This window comes from Pseudoalteromonas sp. R3 (genome assembly GCF_004014715.1).
In the GTDB taxonomy this organism is placed as follows: Bacteria; Pseudomonadota; Gammaproteobacteria; order Enterobacterales; family Alteromonadaceae; genus Pseudoalteromonas.
Map to the genome: position 1 here is coordinate 3,808,144 of NZ_CP034835.1, position 25,489 is coordinate 3,833,632.

The following is a 25,489-nucleotide window of genomic DNA, read 5'->3' on the forward strand; positions in this document are numbered from 1 at the left end:
TGCAGTGCATAAGATAATCTGTTCAATGATCCGCCTGTTCAGGCTTAAACAGTACTTTGCCCATTAACACTGCGTCTTCTTTGCCTTGTGCGCTCGGATAGTAATTTTTGCGCACCCCCATCTCTGTGAAGCCCGCCTTCTGGTATAAGCCAATGGCTGCGTTATTACTTACTCGTACTTCCAGAAAGATATTTTCAGCATTGTCTTGCTCGCACCTTGTCATGAAATGCGCCAGCAACTGCCAGGCCAGACCCTGCCCCTGAAAAGCGGGAGCGATGCAAATATCCATCAATGTAAAGTCTGGTCCAGCGCGCTCGCCCACATAAAACCCGACTAAGCGCTCATCCAGATACAATGCTGCATTAAAGTAGCGGCCACTCAAACACGACTGCATCGTCTTGACGCTCCAGGGATGACTATGACAGGCCTGCTCAATGTCCATGAGCTGTTGTAGTGGTAAAGTGGCCAGATGATCCGACACGATAGCAACATTCATGATTGCGCGCTCCAGATCCGCTGCCACAAGATGCGTTTTTGTTCACCTGTCAGCTGTGCATCTGGCACAATCAGCTGAGCTTGTTGCCCGTTACAGGCCCAATTTACAGCATCTCCTTTGACGACACGTAACTCACCAACATTAGCGGCTCTGCATAAATCCTGTTGCAGCTGCTCATTCAGCGAGAGCGGCTTATGTTCAACAGGCGCGGAGGCTGGCATGGCTGACTGTGGATTGGGGTCAAACGCCGATTTAAGTTTAAGTGGCATTACACCAAGTAACTGAGCCTGAGCTGCATGCATGTAAAAACACCGAGAAAATTAAATGCTGGGAATTCTAGAATATGCGCGTAATGACTGCAATCTGAATTGTATTAAATATGGGAATTATCGAGAAATCGAGAAGGAAGTGGCAGGGGCGGCAGGACTCGAACCCGCAACCATCGGTTTTGGAGACCGCTGTTCTACCAATTGGAACTACGCCCCTGCAATGTCGACGCATTATAATGAGCAATTTGAAAAGGTAAAGAGAAAATATCACATTTCTGATCGTTTGCTGATTTTATCAGCAAAAAGGGCGAATAGTTACCCTATCCGCCCTTTTCTTAACCTATATCAGGTGCCTGGTGAGTGATTATTCCCACTCGATCGTCGCAGGCGGTTTACCTGAGATGTCGTACACCACGCGAGAAATACCGTCGATTTCGTTTATGATGCGGTTTGAAACCTGGCCCAGGAACTCATACGGCAGGTGTGACCAGCGCGCTGTCATAAAGTCGATGGTTTCTACACAGCGCAGTGATACAACCCAGTCGTACTTACGTGCATCACCCATCACCCCTACTGAGCGTACAGGCAGGAACACAGTGAAAGCCTGAGACACTTTGTGGTACAAATCAGCCTTGTGCAGCTCTTCAATGAAGATAGCGTCGGCACGACGCAGCAGATCGCAGTATTCTTTCTTGATCTCACCCAGTACACGAACACCCAGACCTGGACCCGGGAACGGGTGACGGTATAGCATGTCGTACGGCAGGCCTAACTCCAGACCAATCTTACGTACTTCGTCTTTAAACAGCTCGCGCAGCGGCTCTACCAGGCCCAGCTCCATGTCTTCCGGCAGGCCACCCACGTTGTGATGAGACTTGATCACGTGTGCTTTACCTGTGGCTGATGCCGCAGATTCGATCACGTCCGGATAGATGGTGCCTTGTGCCAGCCATTTGGCGTTAACGCGCTTGCCCGCTTCTTCGTCGAATACTTCAATGAAGGTGTGACCAATTGCTTTACGCTTGTCTTCCGGGTCATCAATGCCTTTAAGGGCATTCAGGAAGCGCTCTTCTGCGTCCACTTTAATGATGTTCAGGCCAAACTTATCGCCGAACATATCCATCACCTGCTGACCTTCGTTAAGGCGTAGCAGGCCATTGTCAACGAATACACACGTCAGCTTGTCGCCGATAGCGCGGTTGATAAGCATAGCAACTACAGATGAATCAACCCCGCCCGACAGGCCCAGGATCACTTCGTCGTCACCTACCTGCTCTTTAATACGTGCGACCGCATCTTCGATGATTTGGCTTGGTGTCCACAGTTTTTCACAGCCACAGATATCAGTAGCAAAGCGCTCTAGCAAACGCAGGCCCTGCTGAGTGTGTGTTACTTCCGGGTGGAACTGCACGCCGTAGAAGCGTTTCTCTTCCCAAGACATGGCTGCATGCGGACAGGTTTCTGTTTTTGCAGAAGTGATGAACTGCTCTGGAATTTCGATAACCTTGTCACCGTGACTCATCCACACGTCCAGTTTGCCAATGCCATCTTCGATGTGGTCTTCAATCGCTTCAAACAGGGCACAGTTACCGACTTTTTCTACTTTCGCGTAACCAAACTCTTTCTTATCTGAGCTGTGTACTTTACCACCCAGCTGTGACGCCATGGTTTGCATGCCGTAACAAATACCAAGTACAGGCACACCGGCATTGAACACATATTCAGGCGCGCGCGGGCTGCCTTCTAAAGTCGTAGACTCCGGGCCACCTGACAGAATGATACCCTGCGGATTAAATTCGCGGATCTGCTCCTCGGTTACATCCCAGGCCCATAGCTCACAGTAAACGCCGATCTCACGGATCCGGCGGGCGATCAATTGAGTGTATTGAGAACCAAAATCTAAGATCAAAATACGGGAATCATGGATGTCTTTGCTCATTGATAATCTCGTTTGTTAGGAAGCGATAAAACTAGTAAAGCACAGTAAAAGTACTTTACCTAAATGACCGGGCAAGTTTGCCTGCCCAACGCATTGTGTTTGTATCCACCTTATAAAAGCAGACACTAAAATTAAGAAGGGCCGGCAACCGCCAGCCCACTTATTACCCGCCGGGATTAGCCCATGCGGTAGTTTGGAGCCTCTTTGGTGATCTGTACGTCATGGACGTGTGACTCACCCATACCTGCAGAGGTCACGCGGACAAACTGCGGCTTTGTATTCAGCTCTAAAATAGTCGCGCATCCTGTCAGGCCCATGGCACTGCGGATCCCGCCCACTTGTTGGTGGATGATGGTCGCGATTGGACCTTTGTAAGCCACGCGGCCTTCAATGCCTTCTGGAACCAGTTTTTCAGCAGAATTGCTCTTTTGGAAGTAACGATCCGATGAGCCTTCTTTTTGGTTCATCGCACCCAGTGAGCCCATACCACGGTATGACTTGTAGTAACGGCCCTGATACAGTTCAACTTCACCTGGCGCTTCTTCAGTACCTGCCAGCATAGAACCAACCATCACACAAGATGCACCAGCAACCAAAGCTTTAACGATATCACCAGAGAAACGGATACCGCCGTCAGCAATAACCGGAATGTCGCGACCTTTCAGGCCATCAACCGCATCTGAAATTGCCGTAATTTGTGGCACACCACAGCCAGTTACGATACGTGTAGTACAGATAGAGCCAGGACCAATACCCACTTTAACCGCATCCACACCCGCGTCAGCCAGTGCAACAGCGCCTTCAGCCGTCGCCACGTTACCCGCGACAATTTGCAAGTCCGGGTACGCTTCACGGGTTGCTTTAACTCTGTCAATAACGCCCTGAGAGTGGCCATGTGAAGTATCGATAAGCAGTACGTCAACACCCGCAGCAACCAGCGCAGCGATACGCTCGTCAGTACCTGCGCCTACACCTACAGCTGCACCTACGCGAAGACGACCTTGCTCGTCTTTACATGCGTTTGGTTTTTCCTGTGCTTTTTGATAATCCTTAACAGTGATCATGCCTTTGAGTTTGAAAGCGTCATCAACCACTAAGATTTTCTCGATGCGGTGCTCATGCATCAGACCCAGGATTTCTTCGCGTGATGCGCCTTCTTTTACTGTCACCAGGTCTGCTTTTTGTGTCATCACAGATGAAACAGGCTTGTCTAGTTTAGTTTCGAAGCGCATATCACGGCTGGTGATGATGCCTTCCAACAGGTTGTTCTCCCCAACCACTGGGAAGCCTGAGAAACCGTTTTCTTCAGCCAATGCTAACGTATCAGCAATGGTTTTATCTGCGGTGACGGTAACCGGAAAAGAGACAATTCCCGCTTCGTACGCTTTTACTTTACGTACATTGCGCGCTTGCTCTTCAATGGTCATGTTCTTGTGGATGAATCCGATGCCACCTTCCTGTGCAAGTGCAATTGCAAGGCGTGCTTCAGTGACTGTATCCATAGAGGCAGAAACTAATGGCAAATTAAGTTCAATACCACGAGTCAGGCGGGTTTTTAAGTTCGCAGTGTGTGGTAGAACAGTCGAATGAGCGGGTACTAAAAGTACGTCGTCAAAGGTAAGGGCTTCTTTTGCAATTCTTAACATGTGTGCGGCATCTCTCAAGTGAAACTGAGTATAAGGAATTGCGAGCGCATTTTATCAGCGTTCCTTATGCGAGTAAATAAAATTTAGCAAAAATATGCTAGAGTGTTCGTGAAATTTTTATGGAGCTGAGTATGTCGTTGCCACAACAAGAAAAAGTTTATTCGGTGTCGCGCCTGAATCGAGAGATCCGCAGTTTGCTGGAACAGGGGTTCGCTTCTTTACAGCTGACGGCGAAATCTCCAATTTTGTCGCCCCGGCGTCCGGGCACTGGTATTTCTCGCTCAAAGACGATAAAGCCCAGGTAAAGGCAGCGATGTGGCGAGGCAACAACCGCTACTGTCGCTACCGGCCACAAAATGGTGAGCAGGTACTGGTGCAAGCCCGGGTGTCTGTATATGAACCCGCGGTGATTATCAGTTGATCGTCGAACAGATGGCACCGGCAGGTGAAGGCCTGCTAAAACAACAGTTCGATGCACTCAAACTACGCCTTGCCGGTGAAGGCTTGTTCAGTAGCCAGCATAAGCAACCACTGCCTGCACGAATAAACCGGGTGGGCGTCGTGACTTCTCCGACTGGGGCCGCAATCAGAGACATTTTATCGGTCCTCAAACGACGAGCCCCACAGCTGGAGGTGGTGATCTACCCGACTCAAGTACAAGGTCAGGAAGCGCATCATCAGATTGGGGCACAAATTGACTTGGCGAATCGTCGTAATGAAGTAGATGTACTGATTGTTGGTCGTGGCGGTGGCTCACTGGAAGATCTGTGGTGTTTTAACGAAGAAACCGTAGCGCGAGCAATCTTCGCCAGTCGGCTGCCAGTGATCAGTGCCGTTGGGCATGAAATCGATACCACCATCAGCGATTATGTCGCCGACTTACGTGCTCCGACCCCTTCTGCCGCCGCTGAGCTGGTCAGCCCGGACGGGGCCGAAATTCAGGCCCAGTTAGGTCAACAAAAACAGCGCCTGAGCAGTGCAATGCAGCGCTATCTGGCCATCATACTCAGCAGCTGCAAAATTCACATCAGCGGCTGTTGCTCCAACATCCGCAGGCGCAGCTAATGCAACAGGCACAAAAAGTAGATGAACTGAGTAGCCGGTTGCACAGGGCAATGAGCCACCAGCAGCACCGTGCTCAAAGTCGCGTTACGCTGGCACAACACCGTTTGGCACAATTTCATCCAGAGCAAAAATTGCGATACGCACATCAACACCTGGACAGTCTGAAAGAAAAGCTCACCCGAACAATGCAAGCTTCACAACAACAGCACACACAGCAGCTGGCTTTGCTCGCGGCCAGACTCGACAGTGTCAGTCCGCTGGCCGTTTTGTCGCGAGGCTACAGTATTACTAAATCTGGCGAGAAAGTGGTGAAATCAACCCAGGATGTAACGGCAGGCGATTTACTCACTACAGAATTGCACGATGGTCGTTTGCAAACCCAAGTCATTGATGTCACACCAGCCGATCCAGTTGGCGAAAGTAATTAATACTCAGTGGCCAGCTCACGCATACTTTTGGTGCTAAAATGCACCAGCATGCCTTGCGCCGTTTGCTGCGCTGAGCTGATCTTAAATTGCTTTATCCAGGGACTATTAAAGAGACTGTCATTCAGGCGTTGCCACTGCATGGCATCGATATCCTCACTGCGCGGCACAAAACTAAGCTGACAGACATGACGTTTGCAGCCATAACTGGCGTAAGTAAAGTATGTACTGAGGTCACTGGTGTACAGAAAGTCCCCAAGCTGTAATTCCAGCTCATCGGCCCAGACAGGGTCCCGCGATTCGGTTTCAAAGATATCAGCCAGCTGACGGTTAATATTGCCCGATGAGCCTGGTCGTTGTTGTTGCTCTGGCTGCTCCGGCTGCAATGATGTATGGCTTTGAACTTGCTCAAGTTCTTGCTGTAACTGCAGTACTTGCTGCTGCAGCGCTACCAGCTCGGTGCCGCCGGCCGGCTCAGAGGGACTAGCTAGCTGAGCCTGACCTGAGGACAATGAGGCAAGGTGTTGAGTAGCATCGCCAGAGTTAGCCACAATTGCTGTGGAAGGCTGTAATGGGCCATCAGATGCAAACCACCAGGTTAACGGAGTAGCTATGGCTGCCCCCAAACACATCCATAAAAACTTTTGGCTCAGGCTATCCATAAAGCACTGCCTGTTTACTCAGTCAGATGCTAGAGCATCGCACTGGTATGTGATTCGTTGCGGGCTATCAGATCTTCATCCAGAAAGTTCTGATCCATAGATTCTGCGGGGCAAGCACAAGGGGGTTTACCAACTACTTTCGCGGGCACACCCACCACAGTGGTGTGTGGATCTACTGCTTTCAATACTACCGAGCCTGCACCGATTCGCGCGCCTTCACCCACTTCAATGTTGCCCAGTACTTTCGCACCCGCGCCGATCAATACACCTGCGCGTATTTTGGGGTGACGATCGCCTTGTTCATTACCGGTTCCCCCTAAGGTGACCGATTGCAAAATAGAGACGTTATTCTCTATTACTGCAGTTTCACCTATGACTATACCAGTCGCATGGTCAAACATAATGCCATGGCCGACTTTACAAGCAGGATGGATATCAACACCAAATACTTCGGATGTACGGCTCTGGATAAAACGCGCGAGCTCTTTTCTGTCTTGTCGCCATAAGCAATGAGCGAGTCGGTGTGCTTGTATTGCATGAAAGCCCTTAAGGTTTGAAATAACGTTAAGATAGCTATCGGCAGCCGGGTCACGATCTTTAACCGCTTTTATCATGTGCCACATGGGTCAACATACGGTCACAATCCACAAAGGCCTGATCAAATAGTTCACGAATGGTGAATGCAGACACTACGGCATCTGCCAGCTTGTTTGCCACAATAAAGCTCAATGCCGCACCCAGACATTCATGATTTAAAATACTTGAATAAACATGGCTGGCGAGCAGCGGCTCGCGGTCAACTAATTCGGTGGCTTCTTGACGAAGCTTTTGCCAGATCTCGTGTCTCATAAACTGCACTATTTTCAATAATTCCAAGGCCTTTGCCTATCTTACCCTGCAACGCGTTAAATTAGCAGCGATAGTCAAATGCTTCTTGCATCAATTTGTTATTAATTATAACCCGAAATTGCGAACAGAGGATGGGAAACCAGGCGGATACCAGATCCGCCTGGCAAACTCAGAGCCCGACAGAGGGCTCTGGTGGGGCGTTACTTAAAGATCGCTTCTGCGTTCATCACCTCGATGTTAGCAGCCGGGATTGCCAGTTTGTAGTTGGCAATTTGCTTATCTTCATCGATAAGTGCTTGTGGTTTTTTGCGCATTGTAATGCATCGGTGACTCACTCTGATCCACCAGGCGCGCTTTCATGTCAGCCGCATCACCCGTCACAAACACATAGTGAATGTTGTCACTTTGCAGGTTTTCACGGATCACTCGATTCACATCTTCTACGGTCAGTGAAGCGAGTTGCTCGCGAACATAGCTCACAAATTCATCGGTATTGTAGAACTGGCTGTCCAGCGCATAACCTAGCTGACGATCCTGACTGGCAACCATCTGAGGCACAAAGTTACTCAGGAAGTTACGGGTAGCAGAGAAATCGCTCTCGTCATGCCTTCTTTAATCAGCTTGTCTAACTCAAACTGAGCAACACGAGTGGCAAAGTGCGCGTCGTTATTAGAACGCAGCGGACGTAACCACACCTGGAAAATTTGCTCAGAGCGGCCAGGTTGGCATCCGGTTTAGTTTTGGAACATACCGCGCGGGAAATACTCAATGTAAGCATAATCACCATAGTTCATGCCTCGTACCTGACGAATACGCTGGAACAGGTAAGCGTTTGAATTACGGTGCTCACCGAAGTAAGAGCGTACCAGCCACAAGGCTGTCCAGTCTTTGCTGCTGCGGATGGTCTCTATTGGGAAACCAAACGATACCGCAGTCGATTTCGCGCTCTTCTCAACGATAGTAGCATGTCGACCCTCTAATGCTGGCGCATCCGGGATCGTCAGCCGAGACTCCTCCCCTTTGGGCAGCTTAGCCAGATCAGTGAGCATACGTGCTTTAAGTTGCTCATCCAGCGCACCGGTGATCCCCCGTTCAGTTTTGCCTGAGTAAACTGGCTGTGGTAGAAAGCTTTCACATCATCCAGAGTCAGGGCTTCCAGATCGGACAAATCGCCCAAATTGTAACTCTCGTATGGATGGCCCTGGATACAATTTATGATACAGCACCTCTTTGCCCAGCTCTTCATCATTTGATGCTTTAAGACCCGCTTTGATGTTGTCTATCAACTCTTTTTTCAGACGTTTAAAGTCATCTTCTCTAAAGCCTGGATTGAGTAACTGTTCACTGATCAAGGCATACCATTGTGCAGCATTGTCTTTGTGTACCCGGCCACGCAGTGACAGCATTTCTTTGTCAATTTGATAATCAAAGCTACCTGCAATAGGGTATAGCGCTTTTTGAATTTCTTTGTATGACTTGCCTTGTGAACCACCATTGGCAATCATCGCTGCAGTCAGGGCAGCCACACCTTTTTTACCCTTAGGATCCGCAGCTGCCCCCGTATAGAACAGCAAGTTCACATCAACCAAAGGAGAAGCATTGGTTTTGTCTAGTACGGTGAACTTCTGCTCTTTTGGTTGGCTTTGCTGCGACACTAAGGCATCCAGTTTAACTTCTTTGTCAAACCCAGCGACTTTAGTCAATGCCGACATAGTCACTGTGGTGCGGCCACTGTCAACAAAATAACGGTTGGCAACATCGCGAATGTCTTCAGCCGTGATGGAATCACTGGTCGCATACAAGGTGTTGATGACTTCAGGGTTGCGCTCGAAATGCATATACTCCGCCAACATGCTGGCAATTGCCTGCGACGAATCCAAGCCGTTGGCAAAACTATATTTGCGGTTCGACTTCAGTGCAGCCAGCTTATCGCTGTCAACCAGCTCAGTGCGCGCATTAGCATAAGTGCGATTGATAGCATCGCGTACCACAGCTAAGTCACTTTCTTCATTGACCTTTACAAACACATGAAGCAGACCCGGATCTTTGGTCTCCGGGTTATAAGTGAACATCTGGCTGGCAATTTGCTTGTCGACTACCAGCTCCTGATATAGCTCTGAGTTTTCAGAGAAGTAAAGTTGTGAGAGCAGATCCAATGCAGCACGGTCTTTCTTTGCCGGTTCCCAGGCTGCTCCTTTATAAGAAACCAGTAACCAGTGGCCTGGCAAACCGTCATAGTGTTCATGCACATATCTGGCTTGTTGCTGCTTCGGCTCCACCGGAATATCGGCAACATAGTTACCACGCTGCCAGCCACCCCAGTGCTTTTTAACCATTGCCATGGTTTCCTGCGGATCTACATCCCCCACAATCACGATAGACACGTATTCAGGCTTATAGAAACGCTCAAAAAAGATCTGACCATATTCCATTTGATCCGGCATCGCTTCAATATCTTCGAAAAAGCCCATGGTAGTATGCTTGTAGGTGTGCTTATCAAATGCTTCTTTACGCACCGCACTTAACAACTTACGGATCGGGCTGGCGTTGTTCTTCAAATATTCGCCTTTGACTGTCAGCGCTTCGGTACGGAACTGTGACTCACTATAGCTTAGGTTTTGAAAAATATCCGCTTTGATCTCTAGGACCTTATCCAGGTGCTCTTTTGAGAAGTTCAAATGATAGTTGGTGTAGTCATTCGTAGTATAAGCACGGTTATCCACTCCGGAGTTCTTCAGAATGTCTGCGTAGACGTCCTGTGGAAACTTCTCAGAGCCTTTAAACATCATATGCTCAAAGAAGTGAGCAAATCCGGTTCTGCCTGATTCAACTTCGTTACGTGAGCCAACAGAGACTGGAATTTGCAGTGACACAACATCTGGATAGTCGGTTTTCACTACCATCACACGTAAGCCATTATCCAGCTCTTCAAGCACATAGTCCTGTGCAAACACTTTATTGCTGGCCTGCGCCTCAATGCTGGTTGACGCTTGCTGAGCCGATTGTTGTGTTGCGGTGCAGCCCGCAAGAGCCAGTGACACAGCCAGGCTCGTCGCCAGTAGTTTAAATTTCATATGCTTCCCTTAATTTTGTATCAATTTTTATTCTTGGTCCCACTCTTATTGGGACTCGTAGTTCCCAATTATGCCGCAATCCCACCTTAATTCATCTTTACTCGCCTAAATTATGTAAAGAAATATGAACTAGACAGCGCTGAATAAACCGACTAGCAAACAACAGCTTGCTCAAACATGGAGAAAACACCATGAGAGAAATTCATCAGCATTGAATTTGTTTCAAGAAAAAAATCTATCTAGACGTCTAAATGGCTGCTATATTAGATCCTATAAGCTGAATTTTTGCCGGAATCTAGACCATGGCGTTATCACTACAAGAGAAAATCTTAGACCCGAACCAAGGGGTATATTTGATTGGTACGACTCCGCCCAAATCTGGTACGGAGCAGGAAAAGGTTAAACGTATTGCAACTAAGCTGCTGGATCGCCTGCATGAAATTGAATACGACGGTGTAATCGTTTACGACATTCAGGACGAAAGCAGCCGCACCGCTGTACCACGCCCTTTTCCGTTTAAGGAAACCGTCGACCCGTGCGAATACAGCCGCCTGGTGAAGTCATTGTCGCAACTGGACGTGATCACCTACAAAAGTGTGGCACAACGAGACAGTAACGAATTTAATCAGTGGCTTAGCAACACCAAACAGGAATTTGGCCTGAACAACCTGGTTCTGGTTGGCTCTCCTTCATCACAAGGTAAAATTAACTTGCCACTGCCGGACGCTTATCAGGCCCTGGCTGCACATGAGACAGACTTTTTTTTAGGCGGTGTAACCATTGCAGAGCGTCATGCTTCAAAACGCAATGAGCATGAACGTTTGATTGAAAAAACCGCTCAGGGCTGTGAGTTCTTTATTTCTCAGGCTGTTTATAATGCTCAGGCGACCATTGATCTGATCACCAGCTATGCCCGTACCTGCAAACAGCAAGGCATTGAGCCCAAGCGACTGATCCTGACTTTTACCCCATGTGGTGGTGAGAAGACGCTGCAATTTATGGAATGGCTTGGGATCTCAGTACCTGAAGCGACCAAGTGGCGGATGCTGGATGCAGACAATACCCTGAGTGAATCGATCCGCATTTGTCGTGAAAATCTGGATTCTATTCTGCGTAGCTGTGCCCAACTGGATGTCCCGCTGGGACTGAACATAGAAAGTCTGACTAACCGCAAAGAAGAAATCGATGCATCGATCAATCTGTACCGTTTGCTCAAAGCCACTATGGAGCTGACGCTGGCAGAAAAACAGATCGCTTGAGCGATTCACAAAGACATAAAAAAACCGAGCTCACGGGCTCGGTTTTTTTATTATCAGACGCCTGATTACTCCGACTTCTGCTCTCTGCCAAGCAGCGCCATGGCTGCTTCTTTGACGTCTTTTTGTTGATACAGCACCTGATAGATCTGCTCCGTGATCGGCATTTCGATGCCTGTGCGCTTTGCCAGCAGGTATACTTCTTTAGTATTGCGGTACCCTTCCACCACCTGACCGATGCTCTGCATCGCCTCTTCGACGTTTTTCCCCTGGCCCAGCGCCAGACCAAAACGCCGGTTGCGCGATTGGTTATCGGTGCAGGTCAGAATCAAATCGCCCAGCCCGGCCATACCCATAAAGGTTTCCGAACGTGCGCCAAGAGACAATCCGAGTCGGCATAACTCAGCTAACCCACGGGTGATCAATGCAGTCCTGGCATTAGCACCAAAACCAAAGCCATCAGACATACCTGCACCGATGGCAATCACATTTTTCACCGCACCACCAAGCTGAATACCGATAAAGTCATCATTGCTGTACACCCGGAACGAACGACCACAATGCAGCAACTTAGCCAGTTCACCGCGAAACGCTTCGCAACGCGACGACACTGAAATAGCAGTCGGTAACCCTGCGGCCATTTCTTTTGCAAAAGTCGGTCCAGACAATACAGCCAGAGGAACCTCTTCACCGAGTACATCCAATGCCACATCCTGAAGCAATCGGCCGGTATCCGGCTCCAATCCTTTCGTTGCCCAGGCGACCTTCGCACCCGGCAACAAATGCGGCTTAATCGCTTCCAGCGTTTGCGCAAACGCATGGCTGGGTACTACCACTAAAACCAATTGACTGGCCTGAACGGCTTGAGTCAGGTCGGCTTCCAGTTGCAGTGACTCAGGGAAGTCAATATCCGGTAAATAACGGGCATTCTGACGCGAGTCGGCTAACTGCTCGATAGCAGTGCTGTCACGTCCCCACAGAGTAACCTGGTGACCGTTGCGGGCAAAACAAATAGCAAGGGCGGTGCCATACGACCCCGCCCCTAATACGGTCACAGCTGATAGTGCTGTATTCATCATTTATGCGTCAGCAGGTTGCTCTTGCGCGGCACGTTGCTGCATGTACTGAGCAAATAGCGCGTCAAAGTTAACTGGCGCCAGGTTTAGTTGTGGGAAAGTACCACGGTTAACCAGGCTTGCAACCGCCTCGCGCGCGTACGGGAACAGAATGTTCGGGCAGAATGCACCTAACATGTGTGCCATTTGCAGCTCTTCCAGTTCACCGATTGAGAAGATACCCGCTTGCTGGATTTCACACAGGAATGCGGTCTCTTCGCCCAATGACGCAGTTACAGTCAGTGCCAAAACAACTTCGTATACACCTTCGTCCAGCTTGGCAGAACGCGTATCCATGTCCAGCTTCACTTCAGGCGTCCACTCTTTTTGGAAAATAGCCGGAGAGTTTGGCGTTTCAAAAGACACATCTTTGGTGTAGATACGCTGAATGTTAAATTGTGGACCTTGTTGTTCTTCTGCAGCAGCTGCGTTGTTTTGCTCTGTCATTGTTCTTCCTAATTGTTCGTCTTTATTTTAAGTGGGGTAGCACCTCGGGCCCGTAACCTGGGTGCAATAAATTTTAACTCAGTAAGGCGTCCAGCTTACCTTGAGATTCAAGCGCCATCATGTCATCGCAGCCGCCAATGTGCTGCTCTTTAATGAAGATCTGTGGCACCGTATGGCCACCATTTGCTTTACTGATCATCTCTTCACGCAGCTCGGGTTGCGCGCCGATATCATACTCGGTATATGTGACACCTTTGCTGTCCAGCAACGCTTTTGCGCGATGACAGTAAGGACAGTAATCCTTTGTATAAATAACAACTTGGCTCATGTTTACTCCTATTTACCCGAGGCTGTTGGCAGGCCAGCAGTTTGCCAGGCACCAAATCCACCCGACAACACGTACACTTGCTCAAAGCCAGCTTTGTACATATTGCTGGCAATGCCAGATGCGGTCATGCCAGTGTTACACACCAGTATAATGGGCTTAGTTTTGAACTTTTCAAGTCCTGCGAAATCATTTTGTTTGGCTTTTTCCACATTCATATGCTCGCTACCAGCGATACGTGAACCATTGAACTCTTTCACCGCACGCATATCAAATACCTGGCCATCCTGACGGTTTACCAAAATAGTAAGCTGCTGAGGATTAATCTGACGGATCTTGGAAAACATGCCTTTCAACCAGCTTGAGACCAACATAGCCGCCAAAACCAGCCAGATAATGCTGAGAATGGGGTTTCTACCTAAAAACTCGATGTATTGTTCCATATTGTCTTTACCAACCAGGAAAATGAAATTGCTCGCGAGTATACTTTCTTACGGGCGCTGGTACAAACATCTGTGACATAATGCCTAACTTTGAGAGCAGTAACTGGTTAACGGCTTCCAGAGCTCATCAGCAGGGTTCAACTTGGGATTGTTACTTATATGAATTTTAAAGTGGTTGAGGATAAATCACGCCCAGAGGGCTGAATATTAATATAAAACAAGGTATCCTATGGCCAGATTTCGTGCACGTTTCAGGAGCCCAAATGACTGCAAAGAAAAAACCTCTGGTATTAATGATCCTCGATGGCTGGGGATACCGCGAAGACGCCGAGAGCAATGCAATTCTGGCGGCTAACACCCCCGTTTTGGATGAGCTATGGCAAACGCGTCCACGTACGCTGATCTCAGGTTCAGGTCTGGATGTGGGACTACCGGACGGGCAGATGGGTAACTCTGAAGTCGGTCACGTCAACCTGGGCGCCGGTCGTATTGTCTATCAGGACTTTACGCGTATAACCAAAGCCATAGATGATGGCGAGTTTGAGCACAACCCGGCACTGCTTGAGAACATCGACAAAGCGGTTGCTGCTGGTAAAGCTGTACACCTGATGGGCCTATTAAGTCCAGGTGGTGTGCACAGTCACGAAGATCATATTGTTGCGGCCATTACACTTGCAGCTAAACGTGGTGCTAAAGCTGTTTACTTCCATGCTTTCCTCGATGGTCGTGATACGCCACCACGCAGCGCACAGGCATCGATTGAACGTATTGAAGCGCTATTTACAAAATTGGGCTGTGGCCGCCTGGCTTCGATCGTAGGCCGTTACTACGCCATGGACCGTGATAACCGCTGGGAACGTGTTGAAGCCGCTTATAACCTGATGGTGTGTGGCGAAGCTGAATACCGTTTTACCGATGGTGTGACTGCCCTGAACGCAGCATATGAGCGCGACGAAAACGATGAGTTCGTCAAAGCAACGGTCATTGCCTCTCAAGATCAAGAAGCAGCGGCCATTAACGATGGCGATACGCTGATTTTCCTCAACTTCCGTGCCGATCGCGCCCGCCAGATGACTCGTGCCTTTGTAGATGCCAATTTTACTGGCTTCGAGAAGAAAAAGGCCCCTGCACTGAGCGGGTTTGTGATGATGACAGAATACGCTGCCGACATTCAAGCACCCATCGCCTTTGCGCCCCAAAAGCTCAACAATGTGCTGGGCGAGTGGCTGGCTAAGCATGGCAAAACTCAGCTGCGTATTTCGGAGACTGAAAAATACGCGCACGTCACCTTTTTCTTTAGTGGCGGCCGTGAGGACCTGTTTGATGGTGAGAAGCGGGAGTTAATTCCATCACCTCAAGTGGCCACCTACGACCTGCAACCGGAAATGAACTCTGCCCTGTTAACTGACAAACTGGTGGAAGCGATTCACAGTGGCGAGCACGACGTGATTATCTGTAACTACCCAAATGGTGATATGGTCGGCCACTCAGGTGTCTTTGCAGCCGCCGTGAAAGCCTGTGAAGCTGTTGATGCCTGTATCGGCCGCGTTGTTGCAGCTCTTGAGGAAACTGGCGGTGAGGCACTCATTACGGCTGACCACGGTAACGCAGAGCAAATGGTAAACAGCAAAACCGGTCAGGCCCACACCGCACACACCAGTGAGCCTGTACCATTTATCTATATTGGTCGTGATGCAGAACCACAAACAGGCAAAACACTGAGCGATGTAGCACCAACTATGTTGCACCTGTTGGGCATGCCTCAGCCTGAGGAAATGACAGGTTCACCTGTCATGCGGCTGAAGTAATCTATGCGTCGTACGCTTGCTGTACTTTCGGTCTGTTTACTCCTGCCCCTGAGCGGGCAGGCGAACGAAACCCGCACCAAAGCCGACCTGGCCGCGGTGCAGGCCGAGCTAAAAAAGAGTCAGGCCGCGTATCAGCAACAACAGGCCAGCTTTCGCGCTCTGCAGAGCACCTTACAATCTTTTGAACTGGAAATAGCCAAAAGTGCCAAAGCACTGGCATTGACAGAACAAGGGGTCAGCGAAAATAAGCAGCAGCAGTACACACTGCAACGCGAGGCTGAGCAACTAGAACAACAAAAAAAGCGCCTCCAGCGACTGCTGGCAGCCCAGCTTAAAAGTGCGTATGTGACTGGCAGTCACGATTATTCCAAAATGCTGCTGAACCAACAACATGCCGCGGCCCTTGAACGCACTATCAGTTACTACGACTACTTTAATCAGGCCCGCATTGCTCAGCTCGAAGCGCTTAAGTCAGTTTTTGAGAAACTGGCCCAAAACAGCGCTCAGCTGGAACGTAAAAAGAAACAACTGCAAGCTTTACAAGGTCAACAAAAAGCGCGTCAGGACGAGTTATTGTTGGCACAAAACGCCCGCAGAACCCACCTGTCAAAACTCAACGATAAGCTCAACCAGGCAAAGGCGGCAATCGCCTACCTCGAAGAGAATGAACAAACCCTCATTACAACCCTGGAAGCCCTGGCCTCCGAGCAGGCTGCCAGACCAGAGCAATATGTGGCGCAGCTACAAGGGCTACAACGCTTAAAAGGCAAACTGGCCTGGCCGCTGAACGGGCGCTTAAAGCATCGTTTTGGCCAGCGTAAACACGTTGGTATGAACTGGAAAGGCGTAGTGATCCGCGGCAGCAATGGCGATCCCGTTACTAGCGTGGCACCGGGTCAGGTGGTCTATGCCGATTGGTTGAACGGTTTCGGCTGGGTCATCGTATTAGATCACGGGGAAGGCTTTATGAGCCTGTATGGCCATGCCCAAACCCTGCTTAAAGATGTTGGCGATCAGGTCATGCCGGGTGAGCCCATCGCTCTTGTAGGGCAAAGCGGCGGACAAACCGATCCTGGTCTATACTTCGAAATACGGCATAAGGGAAGCGCTGTTGATCCAGTAAAATGGTGCAGATCCAGTTAACTGACTAACCGATGCTGCCCCCCAGTGAGGAGCAGCATATGATGACTCCATGTGTTCAACCAAATAAAAACCTCGTATGGCAATGGCTGTTTGCACTTGGCCTGATGCTCAGTTTATTGTGCACGCCGCTCAGCGCCAGACAGCTCTCCAGCGAGCAAATTGATGAAATCCTGTATCATATCCATACCTATTATGTTGAAGACTTGCCACTCAGTCATGTTAAAAAGACAATTTTGGCGAGCTACTCACCCAGCTAGATGACTATTCAAAGTACCTCGATGAACATGAACTGGAAGCCCTATTCAGTGCCGCAAATGGTCGCTATACCGGCCTCGGAATTGAAGTAGAGGAAGTTGAAGATGGCGTTGTGATTGTGGATACCCTGCCCGGCTCACCTGCAGAGGCCGCTGGTATTGAAGGCGGTGACAAGCTGCTGGCCATCAATACGCATGATGTAAAAAGAAAGTCTATTGCTGAAGTCTCAAAATTACTGCGTGAAGCAAAATTCTCAACGATTCAGCTCACCGTAAAGCGCGCCAATGCAGAAGTCACACTGGCCCTTAGACGACAGGAAATCACACTGCGTAGTGTATCCAGTCAGTTGCTGCCCGGTGGCATCGGCTATATCCTGCTAAGTAGCTTTAACAATCATAGTTATCATGATTTTGCCCGACATATCAGTATGCTCAACAGTCATCTGGGTGAGCCGCTCAAAGGACTGATTGTCGACTTAAGAGACAACCCTGGCGGCACATTGAACAGCGCTGTTGCCATTTCCGATCTGTTTTTGCAAAGTGGCACCATTGTCAGTACCCGGGGGCGTTTTTACGATGCAAACCAACGATTTTTTGCAGCCCAGGGCGATATACTCAACGGCGCTCCCATGTTGGTGCTTATCAATGAGCAGTCAGCATCGGCGGCTGAGATACTCGCGGGAGCACTGCAAGACAATAGTCGGGCGCTCATACTGGGTAACCGCTCCTACGGCAAAGGCTCTGTGCAATCGCTTATTCCCATAGGTAACGGCACCACAGCACTGAAACTGACTACAGCACGCTATTTTACCCCTTCGGGGCAGTCTATCGAAGGTACAGGGATCCAGCCTGATGTCATTTTTAGTAAACAAGTACTTTTAGAACTCGACAAAGACGCTATAATGGCTGGTGAAAAAAAGGTCAGACAGACCTTTATTGCCAACCTTGATAAACATTGGCAAGAAGCGGAACAACTATTACAAAACCATAATTTACAACAATAATTCAGGATAGTGCGCTTACTTACATTATGCTTTCTGGTGCTTTTTCTCTGCGCAGCACCAAGCTATGGCAACCAGGTTGCCATCGTCATTGATGACATCGGATACCACGAACGTGATTTAGAACTGCTGGATTTGCCCGGCCAATTGAGTTACGCCATTTTACCACATACCCCATTTTCACAACGCTTTGCTTATCAGGCCAGCCACAAGCGCCGTGAACTGTTGCTCCACATCCCTATGCAGGCTATAGAAGACAAGGCCCTTGGGCCTGGTGCCCTGACCCTGGATATGCGTAAATGGCAACTGCAAACCACACTGGGCCATGCGCTGGCAACCTTACCCCAGGTCAAAGGAGTTAATAATCATATGGGGTCAGCATTAACTCAGTATGTTGAGCCTATGAAATGGACCATGGAGCTGCTGAAAAAACGAGGCCTGTACTTTCTTGATAGCCGTACCACGGAACTAAGCCAGGCCCAGCATGTGGCAAACTTATATGGCGTGGCCAATGTCGCCCGTCATGTCTTTTTAGACAATCAAACACATCCAGATGCGTTGCGCAGGCAGTTTGATCAGCTCAAAGCGTTAGCCCACCAGCAGGGGTACGCTATCGGCATTGCCCACCCTTACCCTCAAACCCGGGTATTTCTTGCCACAGCATTGGGCGAGCTGGCAACCGAAGGCATTGAACTGGTTCCGCTGTCACAACTGGTTGAACACAAGTACATTCAACTGGCTGCCGTGCAACACTCAGCCCAAACCTCAGAATAAAAATCAGCCAAAATTGATCTGGCACCATTCACGGACACTCAGTGTCGGCTAGACTTAAGCAAGATATTATGTTCGCTTAAGGAAGTGCTTATGTTAACCACAGTAGCCGATTTAATGACCCCCGACCCACTGGCCGTCAGTAAAACCAATACACTCAACGATGCGCACAACCTGATGCGCGAAAAGAACATTCGCCATATCCCTGTAATAGACGACGATGGCATGCTGGTTGGTATGCTGACACAGAAGATCATGATCGCAAAAGTCATGGGGATCATTGCCACCTATGGCACCAACGCACTGGAGCGCAAAGAAAAGCAACAGCAGGTTGCAGAAGTCATGGCTACCGACTTTGCCAGTGTACAGCCGCAACAGAGTCTGCAAGAAGTGGTACGTTTTTTTGTCGATAACCGCCATGGCTGTATGCCTGTGACGGATGACAACGGCAAACTACTGGGTATTCTGACCTCGTCAGACTTTGTCCGCCTGGCCGCCGCCTTACTGTCATAAAAAAAGCCCCGTGACGGGGCTTTTTCTACTACTTAACCTGGCTATCAGGCTTTCGCTTGCAGGGTACGTGCAACCGTACGCATGCCTAATGTTGTAGCGCCTGATGCCCACTGTGAGCCGGCATTATTCTGGAATGACGCTGCCAGGTCGATGTGCACCCAGCCCTGTCCTTCATTTGGCACAAACCGAGACAGGAAGCCCGCGGCATTAGAGGCGCCACCAAAACCACCGCCTTTTTGCGCGCGGCTGTTGGCCGTGTCTGCATACGCCGATGGACAGTTATTCTGATGCCACTTTTCCAGTGGTAACGGCCAGGCCGCCTCAAACTCTTCCTGAGCAAACTGCTGTACATCATTGACCAGTTCTTTGTCCAGGCCAAATAATGCATTGTACTCTTGGCCGACCGCAACCAGCGCCGCACCTGTCAGTGTTGCTGCATCAATGATCAAAGGTGCGCCTGTTTCGCCAGCAGCCATCAGGCCATCAGCCAGGACCAGACGTCCCTCTGCGTCAGTGTTGACGATTTCAACTGTGGTGCCATTTTTATAAGTCAGAATATCACCCAGCTTGTACGCATGGCCTGAAATCAAGTTTTCAGCACAACACAGGAACAATTTGATACGCTTGTCGATCCCACGCTGAATAGCAATTGCCAGACCTGCGGTCACTGTCGCAGCACCACCCATGTCGCACTTCATGGTCAGCATACCCTCACTGGGCTTAATCGAGTAACCGCCCGAGTCAAAGGTGATCCCTTTACCTACCAGTGCCGCGGCAACTGGTGCGTCTTCGTTACCTGTAGGATTAAAGTCCAGTTCCAGTAACACAGGTGGACGCTCGCTACCGCGACCCACTTCATGGATCCCAATCCACTGATGCTCAAGTAGCGCGTTGCCCTTAATAATTTGATAGCTCACATGTTCAGGCGCTAGAGACTGAATGAACTCGGCCGCTTTACCCGCCAGGCTTTCAGGATAAATATCTTCAGCCGTGCCATTAATCATCTGACGGGTCCAGATAGCGGCAGTTTTCAGCGCCTGCAGCTCAGCCAGGTCTGACTGTGCGTTGTCACAGAAGGTCACCCCATCTAGTTGTTTCGGGCTTACAAAGCCCTGATAAAATGCCCACTGAGATTCAGTGCACCAGGCATCCCCCTGTAATTCAACTGCTTGGATCCCTTGCTGTGCCACGCTGCGGCCCGCTTTTTGAATAGTCTTCAGTGTTTCGTGTTCGCTCAGGTGCACCAGCGCACCGTTCTGATCGTACGATAAAGTCGCATTGCCACCCCAATGTGCAGCCGGGGCCTGATCCGTCAGTCGAACAATAAATTTGTCAGCCATATATGATTTCACTCTTGCGCTTATTAGTAACTTGCAGTGTACACTAGCGGGCAAAATGCCCCAAACGAATACGATTAATCTATGAAGTTTCACGCCCCACTGGCCAAAGCCACTCTGCTTAAACGCTACAAGCGCTTTTTGGTAGACTTACAAGACGACACACAGCAGGTATTTACCGTTCACTGTGCAAACACTGGTAAAATGACCGGCTGCGCCGATCCCGGCTTCAGTGCTTATTACTCAACCAGTGATAACCCGAAACGTAAATATCCTCACTCACTGGAATTGACGGCCAACCAAGACGGCGCACTGATCTGTGTTAATACAACAATGGCCAACAAGGTCGCCATTGAAGCCCTAGAACGTGATAGGGTTCCGGAATTAACGGGGTACCAGACACAACGCAGCGAAGTAAAATACGGCACAGAAAACAGCCGCATTGACATCCTACTCCAGGATGACAACAAGCCTGACTGCTATATTGAAGTAAAATCAGTGACTTTACTGGAAAATGATCAGGGCTATTTTCCCGATGCTCAAACTGTGCGGGGGCAAAAGCATCTGCGAGAACTGATCCAGATGCGACAGCAAGGCAAACGTGCTGTGTTGCTGTTTGTCGTCATGCACAATGGCATCCATAGTGTAAAACCAGCTGCGCACATTGATAACAAGTACGCCTCATTGATTGAAGAAGCCTTGCAACAAGGGGTGGAAATTTACGCCTACCGGGCCGAAGTATCGACGCGGGAGGTCATACTAACCGAGGCCCTCCCCTTTAGCGCGAATTGAATAGGCATCATAGCCACGGTGATCTTGCGGCATAAATAGTGCAGTATAATGAGTATTAAGCTTGAAAGTGAAAAATTTGCCTCCATATAGCTGCAAATGTCAGTGTGCCCCCCGTCAGTCGAGGTTTTATGATGCCGATCATACCTTCTAACCGGGAGTGGTCTTACGAGCAAAAAGTGTTTGCCAAGGGGTAAAGATTTTGCTATCTATAGCCGCCGGCGTTAGCTGGGGTTGTTTATTAAGGATTTAGGAGAATGCTATGCCAGACCAGAAAAAACTAGGGTTGTTGGCTCAAGCCGGTTTAGAACCTTATCAGGAAAAGCCGGGTGAAGAATATATGAATGACGCACAACGTGCGCATTTCAAAAAATTACTGGAAGCGTGGCGTAGCGATCTTCGTAACGAAGTTGACCGCACCAAAAACCACATGCAAGACGAAGCGGCAAACTTCCCTGATCCAGTTGACCGTGCGGCACAGGAAGAAGAGTTCTCATTGGAACTGCGTACCCGCGACCGTGAACGCAAGCTAATCAAGAAAATTGAAAAAACATTACAACTGATCGAAGACGATGACTTCGGTTATTGTGATTCTTGTGGCATTGAAATTGGCATTCGCCGCCTGGAAGCCCGCCCGACTGCGGACCTGTGTGTAGACTGTAAATCAATTGCTGAAATAAAAGAAAAACAACAAGGCCGAGGCTAACACACGCTCGTCTTAGCTATGCTACCCCAGTTTAATAGCGATTATCTGTCTGGGAGCTATCGTGGTCGATTTGCTCCCTCTCCCTCCGGTGCTCTTCACTTCGGCTCTTTGATAGCCGCCCTTGCCAGTTACCTGGATGCCAAAGTTAATCAAGGCCAATGGCTGGTAAGAATGGAAGACATAGACACGCCCAGGGTTGTTACCGGTGCTGCGGATGAAATCCTCAGAACCCTGGAAGCATATGGTTTGCACTGGGACGGCGAAGTCGTCTATCAAAGCCAGCGTCATGCGTTATATCGAGATATCTTAGCTCAACTGAACAAAGCCGGGCTCACTTACCCGTGTAGCTGTACCCGCAAAGCACTCAAGCAACGTGGTGGGTTTTATGACAATCATTGTCGGGACCGCCATATTGCGCCTGAAGGCAATGCCCTCAGGCTAATACAAACCCAACCCGTATACTCATTTGATGACCTGTTGCAGGGGCGAGTAAATCTGCCAACATCACTGGCCGAGGAAGACTACATTGTAAAGCGCCGGGATGGTCTGTTTGCCTATCAGTTGGTCGTGGTTGTTGACGACATTGAGCAACAAATCACGCGTATCGTACGTGGTGCCGACTTACTTGAACCAACAGCCCGTCAGATAAGCCTGTTTAAACAGCTTGGCTACCAGGCACCAGAGTACGCACATGTGTCTTTAGCTGTGGCACAGCCGGGATTTAAGCTGTCAAAACAAAACCACGCGCCGGCCATCGACAACACTAAGCCTCAACCCGCGCTGTGTGCTGCACTCGGTTTTTTGGGCCTGCCTGTTCCCACTGAGTTACATGGTGATTCGGTGAGCAATATTTTGCACTGGGCAGTGCAACATTTTTCACTGCATACCTTGCCACGCCACCGTGAAATTCAGGTCTCACTGCAAACCAATGGACACTATGATTTCACAGGGTTAACGGCCTGAGTCCCGTGCCGTCATTTCGCTTCTGGCTTTAGTGTCGATGCAATGTCGGATTTTTAATCATGAATACGTCCCCGCTCCTTCAATTTGACCCCATTTGAGTATATGATAGCGGGCCTCGTTAATTCGCCTACACTATACAAACTAAAACAAGTTCTATGGCCGTATGGTGAATATAGGTGCATTATGCACGCTTTATTGCACGCAATTTGGATTGTTCAGGGTCGTTAGGAGAGTGGTTATTATTTCCAAAATTATAAAGCTTTGCCGTCAGATAGTTAAAGGCAAGGATCCGGTAGGAACCGTGACATGTAGTGCTACACCTGCGTTAATACCACGCAGTGAACATGCTATCTCGCGCAAACAATTTAGCCCCAATGCAATCAAAGTTTTGTACCGACTCAAAGATGGTGGCTATGACGCCTATCTGGTGGGTGGTTGTATTCGTGATATCTTGTTAGGCATTGAACCCAAAGATTTTGATGTTGTTACTAATGCGACACCTGAGCAAGTCAAAAAGCTATTTCGTAATTGCCGGCTAATCGGCCGCCGCTTCAGACTCGCCCATATCGTGTTTGGCCGTGAAATCATAGAAGTGGCAACCATGCGTGGACACCACCAGGCACAAGACAACCCGGATCCAACCAGTCAGTCTAGTGAACAGGGCCAGCTGCTGCGCGATAATGTCTATGGCACGATTGAAGAAGATGCACAGCGCCGTGATTTTTCGATTAATGCGCTCTACTACTCGATTAACGACTTTAGTATCCGTGACTTTGCGGGCGGTATTGCGGCCATTGAGCAGCGTAAAATTGAACTGATCGGCGACCCTGAAACCCGCTATCGGGAAGATCCGGTACGTATGCTGCGTGCCGTGCGCTTCGCTACTAAGCTAGATATGACCATTGCCGGCCCAACGGAAGCGCCAATTAAAGAACTTGCGCCTCTACTAAGCAATATCCCTCCGGCACGCTTGTTTGAAGAAACATTGAAGCTCTTTTTAGGTGGTAAGGCGGAAGCTAACTTCCTGATGCTCAGAAAGTATGGCCTGTTTAAACAACTTTTCCCGGCCGTTGACGCTATTTTAGACAATGCAGACAGCGAGTTTGAAAGCACGTTTATCCAAAAAATGTTCGCTAATACGGATGAGCGCATTAACGCCGATAAAAAAGTCACTCCAGCCTTTATCTATGCTGCACTGCTATGGTTCCCGCTGAGAGACCGGTGTAATGCACTGATAGCTGAGGGCATGAACGAGTATGACGCCTTTATGCAAGCGATCAGTCAGATACTGGCAGAAAACGCCCGTCACATTGCCGTGCCAAAACGCTTTACACTCGGTGCGCGGGATATCTGGCACATCCAACAGCGTCTCGATAAACGCGGTGGTCAGCGCGCTTACCGTCTCAGCCTGCAACCGAGATTTAAAGCCGGTTATGACTTCTTACTTTTACGAGTAGAAAGTGGCGAAACCGAGCAGCAGGAGCTGGCACACTGGTGGACTGACTATTTGCAACAAGACGTCAATGGACAAAAAGAGATGGTGAAAGCGCTGGGTCAACGCTCTGGTGGCTCAGAAAGACGCCGCCGTCGTCCCAGAAATAAACCGCGTAGAAAACCAAACCCAGAATCATGAACACCGTATATATTGGATTAGGGGCGAACCTGAACGCCCCTGAGGCACAGTTACGCAATGCACTGGATGCTCTGAATGCATCCTCATCACTCTCGCTGGCACGCGTATCCAGCTTTTATGCCTCAAAGCCTATGGGTCCGCAAGACCAGCCCGATTATATCAATGCCGTTGCCAAACTGATGACGGATCTGCCTGCCATAGAAGTGCTCGACCTGCTACAAAAGATTGAGCTACAACATGGCCGGGTTCGTAAAGCAGAGCGCTGGGGCCCACGTACATTAGATTTAGATATTCTGCTATACAACGATGAAAAGATAGACACACAACGATTAATCGTACCGCATTATGGCTTGTGTGAACGTGAGTTTGTGGTCTTTCCACTGTTAGAAATTGCACCTGAACTCACCTTACCAAATGGACAGTTGCTGGCTAATATTGCCTCTTCACTGCCACGTAATGGGCTTACAGCTGTCGCCCAATATCGCATGACTAAATCGATTGCATAGCAAGACCTGGGCGACACGATGCGCCCAGCTTTGAATTGATCACAAAGGGGAAAT

The 25,489-nt window shown here is 49.3% G+C and carries 22 protein-coding genes, 1 tRNA gene and 3 pseudogenes; 13 read left to right on the top strand and 13 right to left on the bottom strand.

What is annotated here, in order from left to right:
* Positions 1–22: 22 nt before the first annotated feature.
* The 5 genes from rimI to guaB form a co-directional block, all read right to left on the bottom strand.
* The gene (gene rimI, locus ELR70_RS21770; RefSeq protein ID WP_235577074.1) at positions 23–496 is read right to left on the bottom strand and encodes a ribosomal protein S18-alanine N-acetyltransferase; all 474 of its coding nucleotides are present in this window, start codon (positions 494–496) and stop codon (positions 23–25) included.
* The gene (locus ELR70_RS21775; protein ID WP_054014675.1) at positions 493–798 is read right to left on the bottom strand and encodes a hypothetical protein; all 306 of its coding nucleotides are present in this window, start codon (positions 796–798) and stop codon (positions 493–495) included. The genes rimI and ELR70_RS21775 overlap by 4 nt, the downstream gene beginning before the upstream one ends.
* 107 nt (positions 799–905) lie before the next feature.
* Positions 906–982 (bottom strand) — tRNA-Trp (locus ELR70_RS21780).
* Between the two features lie 147 nt (positions 983–1,129).
* Positions 1,130–2,704, bottom strand: coding sequence for a glutamine-hydrolyzing GMP synthase (gene guaA / locus ELR70_RS21785; protein WP_054014676.1), 1,575 nt, complete (start codon positions 2,702–2,704; stop codon positions 1,130–1,132).
* A 176-nt stretch (positions 2,705–2,880) separates the two neighbouring features.
* Positions 2,881–4,350, bottom strand: coding sequence for an IMP dehydrogenase (guaB, locus tag ELR70_RS21790; RefSeq protein ID WP_054014677.1), 1,470 nt, complete (start codon positions 4,348–4,350; stop codon positions 2,881–2,883).
* 131 nt (positions 4,351–4,481) lie between these two features.
* Between guaB and xseA the strand changes: the two are divergent.
* Positions 4,482–5,843: pseudogene (gene xseA, locus ELR70_RS21795) on the top strand (exodeoxyribonuclease VII large subunit).
* Here the strand turns inward: xseA and ELR70_RS21800 are convergent.
* The 3 genes and pseudogenes from ELR70_RS21800 to ELR70_RS21810 form a co-directional block, all read right to left on the bottom strand.
* On the bottom strand, positions 5,840–6,502 hold the full coding sequence (locus tag ELR70_RS21800; RefSeq protein WP_054014679.1) for a hypothetical protein: 663 nt from the start codon (positions 6,500–6,502) through the stop codon (positions 5,840–5,842). The pseudogene xseA and the gene ELR70_RS21800 overlap by 4 nt on opposite strands.
* 29 nt (positions 6,503–6,531) lie before the next feature.
* Positions 6,532–7,351: pseudogene (gene cysE, locus ELR70_RS21805) on the bottom strand (serine O-acetyltransferase).
* Between the two features lie 200 nt (positions 7,352–7,551).
* Positions 7,552–10,425 (bottom strand): annotated as a pseudogene (locus ELR70_RS21810) (insulinase family protein).
* A gap of 302 nt (positions 10,426–10,727) precedes the next feature.
* Here ELR70_RS21810 and ELR70_RS21815 point away from each other — a divergent pair.
* Positions 10,728–11,684 (top strand): hypothetical protein, encoded by a 957-nt coding sequence (locus ELR70_RS21815; RefSeq protein ID WP_054014681.1) that lies wholly within the window; start codon positions 10,728–10,730, stop codon positions 11,682–11,684.
* Positions 11,685–11,749: 65 nt separating this feature from the next.
* Here the strand turns inward: ELR70_RS21815 and gpsA are convergent, their stop codons facing one another.
* From gpsA to ELR70_RS21835, 4 genes are all read right to left on the bottom strand, one after another.
* Positions 11,750–12,757 carry an NAD(P)H-dependent glycerol-3-phosphate dehydrogenase gene (gpsA, locus tag ELR70_RS21820; RefSeq protein WP_054014975.1) on the bottom strand — a complete coding sequence of 336 codons (1,008 nt, stop codon included), beginning with the start codon at positions 12,755–12,757 and terminating at the stop codon, positions 11,750–11,752.
* A 3-nt stretch (positions 12,758–12,760) separates the two neighbouring features.
* Positions 12,761–13,243, bottom strand: a complete 483-nt coding sequence (secB, locus tag ELR70_RS21825) for a protein-export chaperone SecB (RefSeq protein WP_046006181.1) — start codon at positions 13,241–13,243, stop codon at positions 12,761–12,763.
* Positions 13,244–13,316: 73 nt separating this feature from the next.
* Entirely contained in the window at positions 13,317–13,571 is a 255-nt protein-coding gene (grxC, locus tag ELR70_RS21830; RefSeq protein ID WP_054014682.1) for a glutaredoxin 3, read from the bottom strand.
* 8 nt (positions 13,572–13,579) lie between these two features.
* Positions 13,580–14,011, bottom strand: coding sequence for a rhodanese-like domain-containing protein (locus ELR70_RS21835; RefSeq protein WP_054014683.1), 432 nt, complete (start codon positions 14,009–14,011; stop codon positions 13,580–13,582).
* A gap of 263 nt (positions 14,012–14,274) precedes the next feature.
* Between ELR70_RS21835 and gpmM the strand changes: the two genes are divergently transcribed.
* From gpmM to ELR70_RS21860, 6 genes are all read left to right on the top strand, one after another.
* Positions 14,275–15,819 (top strand): 2,3-bisphosphoglycerate-independent phosphoglycerate mutase, encoded by a 1,545-nt coding sequence (gpmM, locus tag ELR70_RS21840; RefSeq protein ID WP_054014684.1) that lies wholly within the window; start codon positions 14,275–14,277, stop codon positions 15,817–15,819.
* 3 nt (positions 15,820–15,822) lie between these two features.
* A complete protein-coding gene (locus ELR70_RS21845; RefSeq protein ID WP_054014685.1) occupies positions 15,823–16,962 on the top strand; it encodes a peptidoglycan DD-metalloendopeptidase family protein in 1,140 nt (379 codons plus the stop codon).
* A 38-nt stretch (positions 16,963–17,000) separates the two neighbouring features.
* Positions 17,001–17,219, top strand: coding sequence for a hypothetical protein (locus tag ELR70_RS25590; RefSeq protein WP_241566346.1), 219 nt, complete (start codon positions 17,001–17,003; stop codon positions 17,217–17,219).
* Between the two features lie 32 nt (positions 17,220–17,251).
* A complete protein-coding gene (locus ELR70_RS21850) occupies positions 17,252–18,220 on the top strand; it encodes a S41 family peptidase (protein ID WP_241566394.1) in 969 nt (322 codons plus the stop codon).
* Between the two features lie 36 nt (positions 18,221–18,256).
* Positions 18,257–18,991: a divergent polysaccharide deacetylase family protein gene (locus ELR70_RS21855; RefSeq protein ID WP_200908196.1), complete on the top strand. Its 735-nt coding sequence runs from the start codon at positions 18,257–18,259 to the stop codon at positions 18,989–18,991.
* A gap of 90 nt (positions 18,992–19,081) precedes the next feature.
* A complete protein-coding gene (locus ELR70_RS21860) occupies positions 19,082–19,501 on the top strand; it encodes a CBS domain-containing protein (RefSeq protein WP_054014686.1) in 420 nt (139 codons plus the stop codon).
* Positions 19,502–19,545: 44 nt separating this feature from the next.
* On the opposite strand, the gene pepB is transcribed toward ELR70_RS21860, so the two are convergent.
* The gene (gene pepB / locus ELR70_RS21865) at positions 19,546–20,841 is read right to left on the bottom strand and encodes an aminopeptidase PepB (RefSeq protein WP_054014687.1); all 1,296 of its coding nucleotides are present in this window, start codon (positions 20,839–20,841) and stop codon (positions 19,546–19,548) included.
* Between the two features lie 81 nt (positions 20,842–20,922).
* On the opposite strand from pepB, the gene sfsA reads away from it, so the two are divergent.
* The 5 genes from sfsA to folK all read left to right on the top strand — a co-directional run bounded on the left by sfsA (position 20,923) and on the right by folK (position 25,435).
* A complete protein-coding gene (gene sfsA / locus ELR70_RS21870) occupies positions 20,923–21,630 on the top strand; it encodes a DNA/RNA nuclease SfsA (protein WP_054014688.1) in 708 nt (235 codons plus the stop codon).
* A gap of 259 nt (positions 21,631–21,889) precedes the next feature.
* Positions 21,890–22,333 carry an RNA polymerase-binding protein DksA gene (gene dksA, locus ELR70_RS21875; protein WP_054014689.1) on the top strand — a complete coding sequence of 148 codons (444 nt, stop codon included), beginning with the start codon at positions 21,890–21,892 and terminating at the stop codon, positions 22,331–22,333.
* 18 nt (positions 22,334–22,351) lie between these two features.
* Complete coding sequence (gluQRS, locus tag ELR70_RS21880; protein ID WP_054014690.1) at positions 22,352–23,296, top strand: tRNA glutamyl-Q(34) synthetase GluQRS; 945 nt, start codon at positions 22,352–22,354, stop codon at positions 23,294–23,296.
* A 301-nt stretch (positions 23,297–23,597) separates the two neighbouring features.
* Positions 23,598–24,929 carry a polynucleotide adenylyltransferase PcnB gene (gene pcnB / locus ELR70_RS21885; protein ID WP_082353161.1) on the top strand — a complete coding sequence of 444 codons (1,332 nt, stop codon included), beginning with the start codon at positions 23,598–23,600 and terminating at the stop codon, positions 24,927–24,929.
* A complete protein-coding gene (folK, locus tag ELR70_RS21890) occupies positions 24,926–25,435 on the top strand; it encodes a 2-amino-4-hydroxy-6-hydroxymethyldihydropteridine diphosphokinase (RefSeq protein ID WP_054014691.1) in 510 nt (169 codons plus the stop codon). The genes pcnB and folK overlap by 4 nt, the downstream gene beginning before the upstream one ends.
* The last annotated feature ends 54 nt before the right edge of the window (positions 25,436–25,489 follow it).